This window comes from Pseudomonas sp. P129 (assembly GCF_020312195.1).
GTDB classification, from domain to species: Bacteria; Pseudomonadota; Gammaproteobacteria; order Pseudomonadales; family Pseudomonadaceae; genus Aquipseudomonas; species Aquipseudomonas fragariae.
The window spans coordinates 247,668-264,268 of sequence record NZ_JAGPYS010000002.1 but is presented as its reverse complement, the minus strand read 5'-3'; the positions used below and the strand labels follow the sequence as shown (position 1 = coordinate 264,268).

Below are 16,601 nucleotides of genomic sequence, written 5' to 3'. Positions count from 1 at the left end.
GCAGGTTACTCGATGCACTTCAGCGAATTGATGGCAGTTCTTTCCACGCACGCTATCCGTCTTCAACAGGAAGAAGACGATCTGGTGATTCTCGGTGACGACGAGGGGCTGGACAGTGCCACTCTTGAAAGCCTGAGCGTGCACAAGGCGGAGCTGCTTACGCTGGTGGCTCGAATGGGCGGTGACTGGCTCAGCCCGGCCTTTCGCATTACTGCCGACATGCTGCCGCTGGCCAATCTGAGCCAGGAAGCGATTGACAGAATCGTCGACGCGATACCGGGTGGGGCTGGCAATGTGCAGGACATCTACCCGCTGGCGCCCCTGCAGGAAGGCATTCTCTATCATCACCTGACGGCCGGGCAGGGCGACCCCTATGTGTTGCGAGCGTTGTTCGGGGCCGAAAGCCGCGAACGTCTCGACGACTTCGCCCAGGCACTGCAGGCGGTGATCGAACGCCATGACATCCTGCGCACGGCGATGGTCTGGGAAGGCCTCGAAGAACCGGTGCAAGTGGTATTGCGCGAAGCAACGCTGGCCGTGGATGAGCTGACGCTGGACGCGGCTGGCGGCGACATCGAAACCCAGTTGCACGAACGCTATGATCCCCGGCATTTCCGTCTCGATCTGCGCCAGGCCCCGTTGATGCGCATGGTGTGCGCTGAAGATCCGGCCAACGCGCGCTGGGTCGCTATCCTGCTGTTCCACCACATCGCCATTGACCACGCTGCGCTGGACCTGGTGAAGCACGAGATGCAGGCGTTTCTGCTCGGCGAAGGCCATGCCTTGCCCGAAGCAGTGCCTTATCGTAACTACGTGGCACAGGTCCGACTGGGTGTCGGGGCTGATGCTCATGAAGGTTTTTTCCGCGAGATGCTGGCCGACATCGATGAGCCGACGCTGCCGTTCGGCGTGCTCGAAACGCCGGGCGGCGACTCACTGATCGAAGATGTGCACCTGCCCGTCGATGACGCATTGAGCGCGCGCCTGCGGACACAGGCCCGACAGCTTGGGGTCAGCGCCGCGAGTCTGCATCACCTCGCCTGGGCGCGGGTGGTGGGTGCACTGTCGGGTAAATCGGATGTGGTTTTCGGCACGGTGCTGATGGGCCGGATGCAGGGCGGCGACGGCGCTGACCGGGCGTTGGGCATGTTCATCAACACCTTGCCGTTGCGGGTCAGGCTCGAAGGGCATGCGGTGCGTGAAGGGGTCAGAACCACCCATGCACGGCTGACGGCCTTGCTCGGTCATGAACATGCGTCGCTGGCCCAGGCCCAGCGTTGCAGCGGCGTTGCCGCACCGGCGCCGTTGTTCAATTCGCTGCTCAATTACCGTCACAGTGCCAGCGAAGCGGTGGCTTCAGCCGAAGCGCTCCAGGCCTGGAACGGCTTGCAGAGTCTGGGCAGCGAGGAGCAGAGCACTTACCCGATCACGCTGTCGGTGGATGACCTGGGCCAGGGCTTCAGCCTGACGGTTCAAGCCTTGGCGCAGATCGGTGCACAGCGTATCGGCGAGTACATGTTGACGGCACTCGGCGCGCTGGTAGAGGCGCTGGAGCAGCAGCCGCAAACCCCGTTGCAGCGTCTGCAAGTCCTCTCTGCAGCCGAACGCCAGCAAGTGCTGCACGACTTCAATGACACGGCACGCGAATACCCACGCAACAGCAGCCTGCAGGAACTTTTCGAACAACAAGTGGCGACGCAGCCTGATGCACTGGCTGCTGTGCAGAATGACCAGTGCCTGACGTACCGGGAACTGAACGGTCGCGCCAACGCGCTGGCCCGTCACCTGGTCGACCTCGGTGTGCAACCGGGCGAGCGGGTGGCATTGCTGCTGGAGCGCTCCCTTGATCTGCTGGCCGGTCAGTTGGCGATTATCAAATGCGGGGCGGCGTATGTGCCGCTGGACATCAACGCCCCCGCCGAACGTCAAGCGTTCATGCTGCAAGACTGCGGTGCGCGGCAGGTGCTGACGCTGTCTCGCCATGACCTGCCCGACGGCATTCAGCGGATTGACCTTGACCTGCTGGAACTGCAAAGCGATGCACCCAACCCGGTACATTCGGCGTCCGCCGAGTCGGTGGCCTACATCATGTACACCTCCGGTTCCACTGGCATGCCCAAAGGCGTGTTGGTGCCGCACCGTGCTGTCAGCCGTCTGGTGCTCAATAACGGTTATGCCGATTTCAATGCCGGGGATCGTGTAGCGTTCGCCTCCAACCCGGCATTCGACGCCAGCACCCTGGATGTCTGGGCGCCGCTGCTCAATGGCGGCTGCGTGGTGGTGGTCGAGCAGTCGGTGCTGCTGTCACTTGACGAGTTCCGCGCGCTGCTGCTGTCTCAGTCGGTCAGCGTGCTGTGGATGACCGCGGGCCTGTTTCATCAATATGCCAGCGGCCTGATGGAGGCCTTAGCCAGGTTGCGCTACCTGATCGTCGGGGGGGACGTGCTGGACCCGGCAGTAATCGCCCGGGTGCTGGCAGAAGGCGCACCGCAACACCTGCTCAACGGCTACGGCCCGACCGAAGCGACGACCTTTTCCACGACCCATGAGATCACCTCGGTCGGCAGCGGCTGTATACCCATCGGCCGGCCGATTGGCAACAGTCAGGTCTATGTGCTCGATACCTTGCGCCAACCGGTAGCGGTCGGAGTGGCGGGGGAGCTGTATATCGGCGGACAGGGCGTGGCCAAGGGTTACTTGAACCGCCCGGAGATGAACGCCACCCAGTTTGTCGCCAACCCTTTCAGCGACGACGCTGGAGCCCTGCTGTACCGCACTGGCGACCTTGGCCGCTGGAACGCAGACGGGATTGTCGAGTATCTGGGCCGTAACGACGACCAGGTGAAAATCCGTGGTTTCCGTATCGAACTGGGTGAAATCGAAGCGCGTCTGGTCGAGTGCCCCGGCGTCAGAGAAGCCGTGGTGCTGGCCCGCCAGGACGAATCTGCACACAAACGCCTGGTGGCGTACGTGGTCGGCGAAGAAAACAGCGCCTTGTCAGCGGTCGAACTGCGCCGCGAACTGGCGGCGTCTCTGGCCGAATACATGGTGCCAAGCGCCTTTATGGTGCTGGACTCTTTCCCGCTGACCGCCAACGGCAAGCTTGATCGCCGGGCCTTGCCGGTACCGGACGCCGACGCCTACGCCAGCCGCGAATTCGAGGCACCCGAGGGTGAAGTGGAAATCACCCTGGCGCGCTTGTGGTCCGAATTGCTCAACGTTGAGCGCGTCGGTCGTCACGATCACTTCTTTGAGCTGGGCGGGCACTCGCTGCTGGCCGTCAGCCTGATAGAGCGCATGCGCCTGGCGGGGCTGAGCGCCGATGTACGCGTGCTGTTCAGCCAGCCCACGTTGGCCGCACTGGCCGCCGCCGTCGGCGCAGGCCGTGAAATCAATGTACCGGCCAACCTGATTGGCCAAGGCTGCGAGCGCATCACTCCAGAGCTGTTGCCGCTGGCAAGTCTGACCCAGGTGCAGATCGACCAGGTGGTGGCCAGCGTGCCCGGCGGCGTGGCGAATGTTCAGGATATCTACGCGCTGGCGCCGTTGCAGGAAGGCATTCTTTATCACCACATGGCAGCCGAGGTCGGCGACCCCTATGTGTTGCAGAGCCAGTTCGCCTTTGATAACCGCGAGCGCCTGGACGCCTTCGTTCAGGCTTTGCAGATGGTTATCGACCGTCATGACATTCTGCGTACCGGGGTGGTCTGGGATGGTCTGGACTCACCTGTGCAAGTGGTCTGGCGCGAAGCGCAGTTGCACCTTGAAGGGCTTGAGCTTGACCCGGCAGACGGTGAGATCGGCGCGCAACTGCATAGCCGCTTCGACCCGCGTCACTACTGCCTCGATATGACTCAGGCGCCACTGATGCGCCTGGTCTACGCCGAGGATCCGCTCAATCAGCGAATCACCGCGATGCTGCTGTTCCATCATATGGCCCTGGATCATATGGCTATGGAGGTGGTGCAGCATGAAATGCAAGCCTGGCTGCTCGACGAGAGCGAAACCCTGTCGGCGCCAGTGCCATACCGCAACTACGTGGCTCAGGCGCGGCTGGGTGTCAGCCAGGCTGATCATGAAGTGTTTTTCCGCGACATGCTGGGTGATATCGACGAGCCGACGCTGCCGTTCGGCCTGCAGGATGTGCAGGGCGACGGGCGTGGTATAGAAGAAGCCGTCCTTGCCGTGGATAGCCAGCTGAACCTGCGCCTGCGTGCTCAGGCCCGACAACAAGGGGTGAGTGCCGCCAGTCTGGTGCACCTGGCCTGGGCCCAGGTGCTGGGCAAGGTTTCCGATCGTCGCGATGTGGTGTTCGGCACCGTACTGCTGGGCCGTATGCAGGCCGGCGAAGGCGCCGACCGAGCACTGGGGATGTTCATCAACACCTTGCCGCTGCGGGTCGCCGTGGGCGGGCAGGGTGTACGCGCCGGGGTCAAGGCGACACACGCGCAACTCACTGCGTTGCTCGCTCACGAACATGCATCGCTGGCGCTGGCTCAGCGTTGCAGCGGGGTTGCCGCACCGACGCCACTGTTCAGCGCACTGCTCAACTACCGCCACAGTGCGGTTGGCAGCGTGTCCGAACGTGCCGTACAGGCCTGGCAGGGTATTCATGCCCTGAGCAGTGAAGAGCGCACCAACTATCCATTGACGTTGAACGTCGATGATTTGGGTGACGGCTTCAAACTGGCTGCGCTGGCGACGAACGCGATCGGTGCGCAGCGCGTGTGTGGCTACATGCACACGGCTCTGGAGCATCTGGTGGACGCGCTTGAGCTAATGCCACAAGCGTCGTTACAAGGCTTGTCGATCCTGCCGGCTGTCGAACGTGAGCAGTTGCTGGTGGGTTTCAACGACACCGCGCTGGATTACCCGCAGCAGCAGACCATTCACGGTATGTTCGAAGCGCAGGTCGAGCGTACTCCGCAAGCGTTGGCAGTGGTCCACGGCGAACAGCGCCTGACGTATCGCGAGCTTAACGAGCAGGCCAACCGCCTGGCGCATGCGTTGATTAAGCAGGGCGTGCAGCCGGATTCCCGCGTCGGCATCTGCGTTGAGCGCGGTGCGGATATGGTCGTCGGCTTGCTGGCGATCCTCAAGGCGGGCGGCGGTTACGTGCCGCTCGACCCGGCTTATCCAGCGGAACGTATTGCCTACATGTTGCAGGACAGCGCTCCGGCCGCAGTACTGGCTCAAACCGCTACTCAAGGCCTGCTGGCCGACGTTTCGGTACCTGTCATCAATCTTGATCTGAGCGATTGGCAGGACCAATCCGTCCAGAATCCGCAGGTGCCAGGGCTGACTTCGGCGCATCTGGCGTACCTGATCTACACCTCAGGTTCGACCGGTCTGCCGAAAGGCGTGATGATCGAACACCGCAACACCGTTAACTTCCTGACCTGGGCGCACAGTGCTTTCGACGCCTCTGCACTGGAAAAAACGCTGTTCTCCACCTCATTGAATTTCGACCTGGCGGTCTATGAGTGCTTCGCGCCGCTGACCTCGGGCGGCAGCATCGAAGTCGTCAAGAACGTGCTGGAACTGCAACACGGCGAACACGATATCGGCCTGATCAACACCGTGCCTTCGGCGCTGAAAGCGCTGCTGGAAGTCAACGGCCTGCCGGAATCGGTGCACACCGTGAACGTGGCCGGTGAAGCGCTCAAGCGCAGCCTGGTGGAAGATCTATTCGAAAGGACCGGCGTGCAGCGCCTGTGCAACCTCTACGGTCCTTCGGAAACCACCACCTACTCGAGCTGGGTGGCGATGGATCGCGAAGACGGTTTTGCTGCGCACATCGGCAAACCGGTCGGCAACACCCGGTTCTACTTGCTGGATGAGCAGCAACAGCCCGTGCCACTGGGTGTTGCGGGTGAAATCTACATTGGCGGTGCCGGTGTGGCCCGTGGCTACCTGAACCGTGACGACCTGACCGCCGAACGCTTCCTGCTGGACCCGTTCAGCCAGCAGCCGGCGGCACGCATGTACCGCACCGGCGACCTGGGCCGCTACCTGCCAGACGGCAATATCGAATACCTCGGCCGTAACGACGATCAGGTGAAAATCCGCGGCTTCCGTATCGAACTGGGCGAGATTGATGCGCGCCTGGCCAAACACCCGGCGGTCCACGAAGCCGTAGTCACTGCCCGCGAAGACATTCCCGGCGACAAGCGTCTGGTGGCTTATTACACCCTGGTGTCCGGGCACACCCCGGTGGACATCGACAACCTGCGCAGCCATTTGCAGGAAAAGCTGCCTGAGTACATGGTTCCGGCCATTTACGTGCTGCTGGAGGCCATGCCTCTGACACCGAATGGCAAGCTCGACCGCAAGGCCCTGCCGGCGCCGGACGTTGAGGCACTGAGCAGTCGTGGCTATGAAGCGCCACAAGGTGAGACCGAAACGCAGCTTGCTGCCATCTGGCAAGACTTGCTGGGCGTGGCCCGGATCGGTCGTCACGACAACTTCTTCGAACTGGGCGGTCACTCGCTGCTGGCGGTGAGCCTGATCGGGCGTATGCGCCAATTGGGCCTGAGCGCCGATGTGCGCGTGCTGTTCAGCCAGCCAACCCTGGCCGCACTGGCTGCTGCAGTTGGCGGTAGCACGGACATCGTGGTGCCGGCCAATCTGATCACCGAGGATTGCCAACGCATTACGCCTGATCTGCTGCCACTGGCCAGCCTGACCCAAACGCAGATTGATCAGGTGGTCGCCACAGTGCCGGGCGGCGTGGCGAATGTGCAGGACATCTACCCGCTGGTACCGTTGCAGGAAGGCATTCTCTATCACCACATCGCCGCCGAGCAGGGCGATCCCTATGTGCTGCAGGCACATTTCGCCTTTGATGACCGCGCGTGCCTGGACGCCTTCGTCCAGGCTTTGCAGACGGTTATCGATCGTCACGACATTCTGCGCACCGGTGTCGTCTGGAAAGGTCTGGACTCACCCGTGCAGGTGGTCTGGCGCCACGCACAATTGCCTCTTGAGATGTTGCAACTCGACCCGGCAGCCGGTGATGTCAGCGCGCAACTGCACGACCGCTTCGACCCGCGTCACCACCGCCTTGATGTCACTCAGGCACCGCTGATGCACCTGGCCTATGCCGAAGACCCGCTGAATCAGCGGATCTGCGCGATGCTGCTGTTCCATCACATGGTCCTCGATAACATGGCGATGGCCGTGGTACAGCATGAAATGCAGGCCTGGTTGCTGGGCGAAGCTCAAAACCTGGCGACACCGGTGCCATACCGCAATTATGTGGCCCAGGCACGCCTGGGCGTCAGCCAGGCCGATCACGAAGCGTTTTTCCGCGACATGCTCGGTGATGTAGACGAGCCGACGCTGCCGTTCGGTCTGATCAATGTGCAGGGCGATGGCCTTGATATCGAGGAAGCCAACCTTGCGCTGGCCCCTCGGTTGAACCTGAAACTGCGCGCTCAGGCCCGACAACAGGGGGTGAGCACCGCCAGTCTGCTGCACCTGGCCTGGGCTCAGGTGTTGAGCTCGGTTGCAAACAGGCAGGACGTGGTGTTCGGCACCGTGCTAATGGGCCGGATGCAGGCCGGGGAAGGCGCCGAGCGTGCATTGGGGATGTTCATCAACACCTTGCCGCTGCGGGTTTCGGTGGGCGGGAAAAGCGTGCGGGACGGGGTCAAGGCCACTCATGAACGTCTGACTGCCTTGCTGGGTCATGAGCATGCTTCACTGGCGCTGGCTCAGCGTTGCAGCGGCATTCCCGCACCAACGCCACTGTTCAGTTCGCTGCTCAACTATCGCCATAGTGCGCCTGGCAGCGTATCCGAGCGGGCAACCCAGGCCTGGCAGGGTATTCATACGCTGAACAGCGAAGAACGCACCAACTATCCATTGACCTTGAACGTCGATGACTCCGGTGAAGGCTTCAACCTGAACGTACTGGTCACCGGCGCCGTGGGTGCCAAACGGGTCTGCGCTTACATGCAGACCGTGCTGGAACATCTGGTGGATGCGCTTGAGCAGTCACCGTCTGCGGCCCTCGATAGCCTGTCGATCCTGCCTGCTGGCGAACGTGCGCAATTGCTGGTGGCGTTCAACGACACAGCAATGGCTTACCCGCAGCAGCAGACCATTCATGGCTTGTTCGAAGCACAGGTCGAGCGCACCCCGCAGGCGCTCGCAGTGGTTCACGGCGAACAGCGCCTGACGTATCGCGAACTCAACGAGCAGGCCAACCGCCTGGCCCATGCCTTGCGCAAGCAGGGCGTGCAGCCGGATTCCCGCGTCGGTATCTGTGTTGAACGCAGTGCCGAGATGGTCGTCGGTTTGCTGGCGATCCTCAAGGCGGGCGGTGGTTACGTGCCGCTGGATCCGGCTTATCCAGCGGAACGTATTGCCTACATGCTGCAGGACAGTGCGCCGGCAGCCGTGCTGGCGCAGTCGGCAACCGAGGCGCTGCTGGCCGACGTTTCGGTGCCAGTCATCAACCTTGATTTGGGCAACTGGCAGGACCAATCCGTCCAGAATCCGCAGGTGCCGGGGCTGACTTCTGCGCATCTGGCGTACCTGATCTACACCTCGGGTTCGACCGGGCTGCCGAAAGGCGTGATGATCGAACACCGCAACACCGTGAACTTCCTGACCTGGGCGCATAGCGCTTTCGACGCCGGGACCGCCACTTCGGCACTGGAAAAAACGCTGTTCTCCACCTCATTGAACTTCGACTTGGCGGTCTACGAGTGTTTTGCGCCGCTGACCTCGGGCGGCAGTATCGAAGTCGTCAAGAACGTGCTGGAACTGCAAAACGGCGAGCACGATATCGGCCTGATCAACACCGTACCGTCAGCGCTCAAGGCCTTGCTAGAAGTCGATGGCTTGCCGACGTCGGTCCATACCGTGAACGTGGCGGGTGAAGCGCTGAAACGCAGCCTGGTGGAATCGCTGTTCGAGAAAACCGGCGTCCGGCGCCTGTGCAACCTCTACGGGCCTTCGGAAACCACCACCTATTCAAGCTGGGTCGCGATGGATCGCGAAGACGGCTTCGCTGCGCACATCGGCAAACCGGTCGGCAATACGCAGTTCTACCTGCTGGATGAACAGCAACAGCCTGTTCCGCTGGGCGTCGCGGGTGAAATCTACATTGGCGGTGCCGGTGTGGCGCGCGGTTATCTGAACCGTGACGAACTCACTGCCGAACGCTTCCTTACGGATCCGTTCAGTCAGCAGCCAGCAGCACGTATGTACCGCACCGGCGACCTTGGCCGTTATTTGCCAGACGGAAATATCGAATACCTGGGTCGTAACGACGATCAGGTGAAAATCCGTGGCTTCCGCATCGAACTGGGCGAGATCGATGCACGTCTGGCCAAGCACCCGGCGGTCCACGAAGCGGTGGTCACTGCCCGTGAAGACATTCCCGGCGACAAGCGTCTGGTGGCTTATTACACCCTGAGCGCAGGGCATGCTTCGGTGGACAGCGACAGCCTGCGCGGCTGGCTGCAGGAACAACTGCCGGCCCACATGATCCCGGCGGCCTATGTGCTGCTCGATGCAATGCCGCTGACCCCGAACGGCAAACTCGACCGCAAGGCCCTTCCCGCACCGGACGGCGATGCACTGATCCGTGGCGGCTACGAGGCGCCACAAGGCACAGCCGAAATCACTCTGGCGAAGATCTGGAGCGACTTGCTCAACATCGAGCGTGTCGGTCGCCACGATCATTTCTTTGAACTGGGCGGCCATTCGCTGCTGGCGGTGAGCCTGATTGAACGTATGCGCCAGGCCGGCCTGAGTGCCAACGTGCGTACATTGTTCAGCCAGCCGACCCTCGCGGCACTGGCTGCGGCGGCAGGCGCGGTCGACGAGCTGGTGATCCCGGCTAACCGCATTCCAGCCGACTGCCAGAAAATCACCCCGGACATGCTGCCGCTGATCAACCTGACCCAGGTGCAGATCGATCAAATGGTCGCTGGCGTGCCTGGCGGCGCGGCGAACGTACAGGACATCTACCCGCTGGCCCCCTTGCAGGCGGGCATTCTCTATCACCACATCAGCGCCGAGCAGGGCGACCCCTATGTATTGCAGGCGCAGTTCGCCTTTGACAGCCGCACTCACCTGGATACCTTTGCTCAAACGCTGCAAACGGTCATCAACCGCCATGACATCCTGCGCACCTCCATGCACTGGGAAAGCCTCGACGAGCCGTTGCAGGTGGTCTGGCGCCATGTCGAGATCAGCGTAGAAGAAGTTCAGCTCAACCCTGGCCTTGGTGATATATCCCGTCAGTTGCAAGAGCGTCTGGACCCACGCCAGATACGCCTGGACATCCGTCAGGCCCCCTTGATGCGTCTGGTGTGTGCGTTGGACACCGTCAACCAGCGCTGGCTGGCGACCTTGATGTTTCACCACATGATCCTTGACCACACCGCGCTGGATCAGGTGCGCTATGAGATGCAGGTCTGCCTGCTCGGTCAGGCCGATCAGCTTGGCGACTCCATTCCTTACCGCAACTATGTCGCTCAGGCCCGACTGGGCCTTAACGAACGCGACCACGAGCTGTTCTTCAAGGACATGCTTGGCGACATCGACGAGCCGACGCTGCCGTTCGACCTGCACGATGTACAAGGCGACGGTAACGCTATCGATCAGGCCCGTCTGATGCTGGACAGCGGTTTGAGCCAGCGCCTGAGAGTTCAGGCGCGGCAGCTTGGGGTCAGCGCGGCGAGCCTGATCCATCTGGCGTTCGCGCAAATGCTGGGTCGCCTCAGCGGACGTGAACACGTAGTGTTCGGCACCGTATTGATGGGCCGGATGCAGAGCGGCGAGGGCGCCGAACGAGCCCTTGGCATGTTCATTAACACCTTGCCGCTGCGGGTGGACCTGGGCGAACAGGCCGTGCGTGACGGGGTCAAGGCCACGCATCGGCGGTTGACCGGGCTACTCGGGCATGAGCACGCGTCGCTGGCGCTGGCCCAGCGTTGCAGCGGCGTAGTTGCACCGGCGCCGTTGTTCAGCGCCTTGCTCAACTATCGTCACAGCAGTGTTGCCGTGACCGATGAAGCGCTCACCGCCTGGAATGGCATGCAATCGCTGGCGCTGGACGATGAAGAACGCACCAACTACCCATTGACCGTCAATGTCGACGATATGGGCGAAGGCTTCCTGTTCACTGCGCTGGTGGCGGCGAGCATAGGCGCGCAGCGTCTTTGCGACTATCTGCAGTTGGCAGCAGAAGGGCTGGTCGATGCGCTGGAACAGGCGCCGCAAACTCCACTGCACGCCATTTCGATACTGCCGCTCAACGAACGTGCGCAGTTGCTCAAGCAGTGGAACGAGCCTGGCCAGCACTACGCGAATGGCACACCCATCCACCAGCAATTCGAAGCCCGTGCCGCAGAACGGCCCGACGCCGTAGCGCTGATGTTCGAAGCGCAGACCCTGAGCTACGGCCAGCTCAACGCACGTGCCAACCAGGTCGCTCATCGCTTGCTGGCATTGGGTGTGCGCCCGGATGATCGCGTGGCGATCTGCGTCGAGCGTGGCCCGGCGATGATTATCGGCTTGCTGGGTATCCTCAAATCCGGCGCCGGTTATGTGCCGCTTGATCCGGCTTACCCCCTTGAGCGCCTGGCCTACACCCTCGGCGACAGCACGCCGGTGGCGTTGTTGAGTCAACAGTCAGTGCAGCAAGCCTTGCCAGTGACGGAAGTCCCCATCATTAGCCTTGACGATGCCGACTTGCAGGACGAATCCGTCTGCAATCCAGAGGTGTCGGGGCTGACGGCTGCGAGCCTGGCCTACGTCATCTACACCTCCGGCTCGACCGGTCTGCCCAAAGGCGTGATGGTCGAGCATCGCAACGTTGCGCGGCTGTTCTCGGCCACTCAAGACTGGTTCGGATTCGGCGAGCAGGATGTGTGGGCGCTGTTCCACTCGTTCGCCTTCGACTTCTCGGTCTGGGAAATCTGGGGCGCGCTGCTGCACGGCGGACGTCTGCTGATCGTGCCGCAACTGGTCAGCCGTTCACCTCGAGACTTCCACGACCTGCTGTGCAGTGCCGGGGTCACGGTGCTCAACCAGACACCGAGTGCGTTCCGCCAGCTGATTGCCGCACAGGGCGAGAACGAGCAGGCGCATTCGCTGCGCCAGGTGATTTTCGGTGGAGAAGCGCTGGAAACGGCGATGCTCAAGCCGTGGTATGCCCGGCAAGCGAACGCCGGTACACAACTGGTAAATATGTACGGCATCACCGAAACCACGGTGCATGTGACCTATTACCCGTTGCAGCCCGAAGACGCCCAGCGTCTTGGCGCCAGCCCCATCGGCAGGCGCATCCCCGACTTGCAGCTGTATGTTCTTGATGCCCGCGGCGAGCCGGTGCCGGTCGGCGTGGTCGGCGAGTTGTACGTCGGCGGTGCCGGTGTGGCACGTGGCTACCTGAACCGTGAAGCACTGACGGCCGAGCGTTTCATCGATAACCCGTTCAACACGGCGCCGGGTGCGCGCCTGTACCGCACCGGTGACCTGGGCCGCTGGCTGGCCGATGGCAGCCTTGAGTACCTGGGCCGGAACGACGAACAGGTCAAGATTCGCGGCTTCCGCATCGAGTTGGGCGAAATAGAAGCACAACTCGTCGCGTGTGACGGTGTACAGGATGCCATGGTGCTGGTCCGTGAGGACGAACCGGGCGACAAGCGTCTGGTGGCCTATGTCATCGGTACCGCGGGCGCCGAACTGGACGCCACCCACTTGCGCGAGCAACTGCGCCTGTCGCTGGCCGAGTACATGCTGCCGAGCGCCTTTGTCAGCCTTGAAGCTTTTCCACTGACGGCCAACGGCAAACTCGACCGCAAAGCCCTGCCAGCGCCCGACCGTTCGGCGGTGGCCAGTCGTGGCTATGAAGCGCCCGAAGGCGACACCGAGATGGCCATTGCACGGATCTGGCAAGACCTGCTCCAGCTGGAGCAGGTCGGCCGGCATGACCATTTCTTCGAACTGGGCGGTCACTCGCTGCTGGCCGTGAAATTGATCGAGCGCATGCGCCAGATCGATCTGGTTGCCGATGTACGCGTACTGTTCAGCCAGCCGACCCTGTCTGCCCTGGCGGCAGCGGTGGGTGGCAAAAGTGCAGTAGAAGTGCCCGGCAACCTTATTCCCGCCAACTGCGAGCGCATCACCCCCGACATGCTGCCATTGGTGTCACTGAGCCAGGACGACATAGATCGTGTAGTAGCCAGCGTGCCCGGCGGTCTGGCCAACGTGCAGGACATCTACGCGCTGGCGCCATTGCAGGAGGGGATTTTGTATCACCACCTTGCTGCGGCCGAAGGTGATCCATACCTTCAATACGCACTGTTTGCCTTTGACAATATCGAGCGTCTGTACAGCTTCGCCGAGGCCCTGCAAGGCGTGATCGCCCGGCACGATATCCTGCGCACCGCGGTGCTTTGGGAGCGCCTCGATTCCCCGGTGCAAGTGGTCTGGCGTGAAGCGACTCTGGGTCTGGATGAACAGGTGCTGGACCCGGCCGATGGCGATATCACCGAACAATTGCTCAAGCGCCTGGACCCTCGTCATACGCGCCTGGACATCCGTCAGGCGCCGATGCTGCGCATCGGCTACGCACAGGACGCGGCGAACAACCGCTGGCTGGGCATGCTGCTGTTCCATCACCTGGTCGACGATGCCACCTCGCTGCGCATTCTGAGCAGCGAAATCGAAGCGCACATGCTCGGTCAGCAAGCCTCGCTGCCGCCGTCCGTGCCTTATCGCAACTACGTGGCCCAGGCCATGCTCGGCGTTAGCCGCGAGGAGCACGAGGCGTTTTTCCGCGACATGCTGGGTGACATCGATGAACCGACGCTGCCGTTCGGTCTGCAGGACGTGCAGGGCGACGGACGTGGTATCGAAGAAGTGCGCCAGTTGGTCGACGTCGACCTGAGCCGACGCCTGCGCGTGCAGGCCCGCCAACTCGGGGTCAGCTCAGCCAGCCTGTATCACCTGGCCTGGGCCCGTGTGCTGGGTGCGGTATCGGGCAAAGAGGACGTGGTGTTCGGCACCGTGTTGCTCGGTCGCCTGCAAGGCGGCGCCGGGTCCGACCGGGCGCTGGGGATGTTCATCAACACCTTGCCACTGCGTGTCACGCTGGGCGAGCAGGGGGTGCGCAGCGGTCTGAAAGCCACCCATGCACGACTCAGCGGGCTGCTGGCCCATGAACACGCCTCGCTGGTACTGGCCCAGCGTTGCAGTGGCGTACCTGCTTCGACACCATTGTTCAGCTCGCTGCTCAACTTCCGCCATACCGGTGATCTCGACGCGAGCGACCAGGCGCTGGCCGCCTGGGAAGGTATTCAGGCGCTGCATGGCGAAGAACGCACCAACTACCCGCTGACCTTATGCGTGGATGACCTGGGCGAAGGTTTCAACCTGACCGTCATGGCCGAAGGGCAGATCGGTGCCAAGCGTGTGTGTACCTACATGCACTGTGTGCTGGAAAATCTGGTGCAAGCACTGGAGCAGACCCCGGACGCAGCGCTGGGAGCACTGAATATCCTGCCTGCTAGCGAGCGCCAGCAACTGCTCGAAAGCTGGAACACCCCGCATGCGCTGCAGGCCGACGACGCCTTGATTCACCGTACCTTCGAAGCCTGGGTGGTGGCGCAGCCGAATGCCGTGGCCCTGGACTATGAAGAGCGCACCCTGACCTATGCCGAGCTGAACACCCGCGCCAACCAGGTAGCCCACTACCTGCTGGGCCTTGGCGTGCAGCCGGATGACCGGGTGGCGATCTGTGTCGAGCGCAGCCTGGAAATGATTGTCGGCCTGCTCGGGGTGCTCAAGGCCGGTGCGGGTTACGTGCCGATTGACCCGGCCTATCCGGCCGAGCGTATCGCCTATCAGTTGCAGGACAGCGCGCCGATGGCGGTGCTGGCCGATGCTGCGGGGCTGGCATTGCTGGGCTCGTTCGATGGCCCACGCGTAGATCTGCACAGTCCGGCGTTGCAGGCACAGCCGGGTCACAATCCACAACTGACCGGGCTCAGCCCGCGCCACCTGGCTTACGTTATCTACACCTCCGGTTCGACCGGCCTGCCCAAGGGCGTAATGGTCGAGCACCGCAACGTGGCCCGGCTGTTCTCGGCCACCCAGAGCTGGTTTGGCTTCAACGAGCAGGATGTCTGGGCCTTGTTCCATTCATTCGCTTTCGACTTCTCGGTCTGGGAAATCTGGGGCGCGCTGTTGCACGGCGGGCGTTTGTTGATAGTGCCGCAACTGGTCAGCCGCTCCCCGCAAGACTGCTACGCATTGTTGTGCAACGCCGGAGTGACGGTGCTCAACCAGACCCCGAGTGCATTCCGCCAGTTGCTCAATGCCCAGGGCGAGAGCGATCAGCGACACTCCTTGCGCCAGGTGATTTTTGGTGGCGAAGCGCTGGACACCGGGATGCTCAAGCCTTGGTACGCCAGGGTGATCAACGCGGGTACGCAGTTGGTGAACATGTATGGCATCACCGAAACCACGGTGCATGTGACCTATCACCCTCTGGTGGCGGCAGATGCTCAGCGTTCAGGCGTGAGCCCTATTGGTGTGCGCATTCCCGATTTGCAGTTGTATGTACTTGATGCACGCCGCGAGCCGGTGCCGGTGGGTGTGGTCGGCGAGCTGTATGTCGGCGGCGCCGGCGTTGCGCGGGGCTACTTGAACCGTGAAGCGCTGACGGCCGAGCGTTTCCTGGCGAATCCGTTCAGCAAGGAGCCTCAGGCGCGCCTGTACCGAACCGGCGACCTGGGTCGCTGGATGGCCGATGGCAGTCTCGACTACCTGGGCCGCAACGACGACCAGGTGAAGATCCGTGGTTTCCGTATCGAGCTGGGCGAAATTCAAGCCGTGCTGGCCGCCTGCAACACGGTCCGCGAAGCGCTGGTGCTGGTCCGCGAAGATCAACCGGGTGACAAGCGCCTGGTGGCCTATGTGATCGCTGCGCCCGGCCACGAAATCGTGGCGGCTGACTTGCGTGCGCAGTTGCTGCTGTCCCTGGCCGACTACATGGTGCCCAGTGCTTTTGTAGCCCTGGACAGCTTCCCGCTGACCGCCAACGGCAAGCTCGACCAAAAGGCGTTGCCTGCACCGGATGCTCAGGCGCTGGCAATGCGCGAATACGCGCCGCCAGAGGGCGACGTCGAGATCGCCATCGCACAGATCTGGCAGTCTCTGCTGCAAGTGCCACAGGTTGGCCGCCACGATCATTTCTTCGAGCTGGGCGGGCATTCCTTGCTGGCCGTCAAACTGATCGAGCGCATGCGCCAGATCGACCTCTCGGCTGACGTGCGCGTGCTGTTCAGCCAGCCGACCCTGGCCGCACTCGCCGCGGCGGTGGGCGGGTACACAGAAGTACAGGTGCCGGATAACCTGATCGTACAGGGCTGCGAGCGTATTACCCCGGACATGCTGCCGCTGGCTGATCTGGATCAGGCAGGGATTGATCGCGTTGTGGCGAGCGTGCCGGGCGGCCTGGCCAACATCCAGGACATCTACGCTCTGGCCCCCTTGCAGGAAGGCATTCTCTATCACCACCTGGCCGCGGATGAAGGTGACCCCTACGTCTTGCAGATGCTCTTCGCCTTCGA

General features: G+C 62.4%; 1 protein-coding gene (only partly in view). It reads left to right on the top strand.

Translation table 11 applies throughout. The annotated features are described in order from the left end of the window. The first annotated feature begins 12 nt into the window (after nt 1-12). Nucleotides 13-16,601: the beginning of a syringopeptin non-ribosomal peptide synthetase SypC gene (gene sypC, locus KBY02_RS06775; protein WP_225650065.1), read on the top strand. It continues 24,037 nt past the right edge of the window; the window shows 16,589 of its 40,626 coding nt (coding positions 1-16,589); it begins with the start codon at nt 13-15; the stop codon falls past the right edge of the window.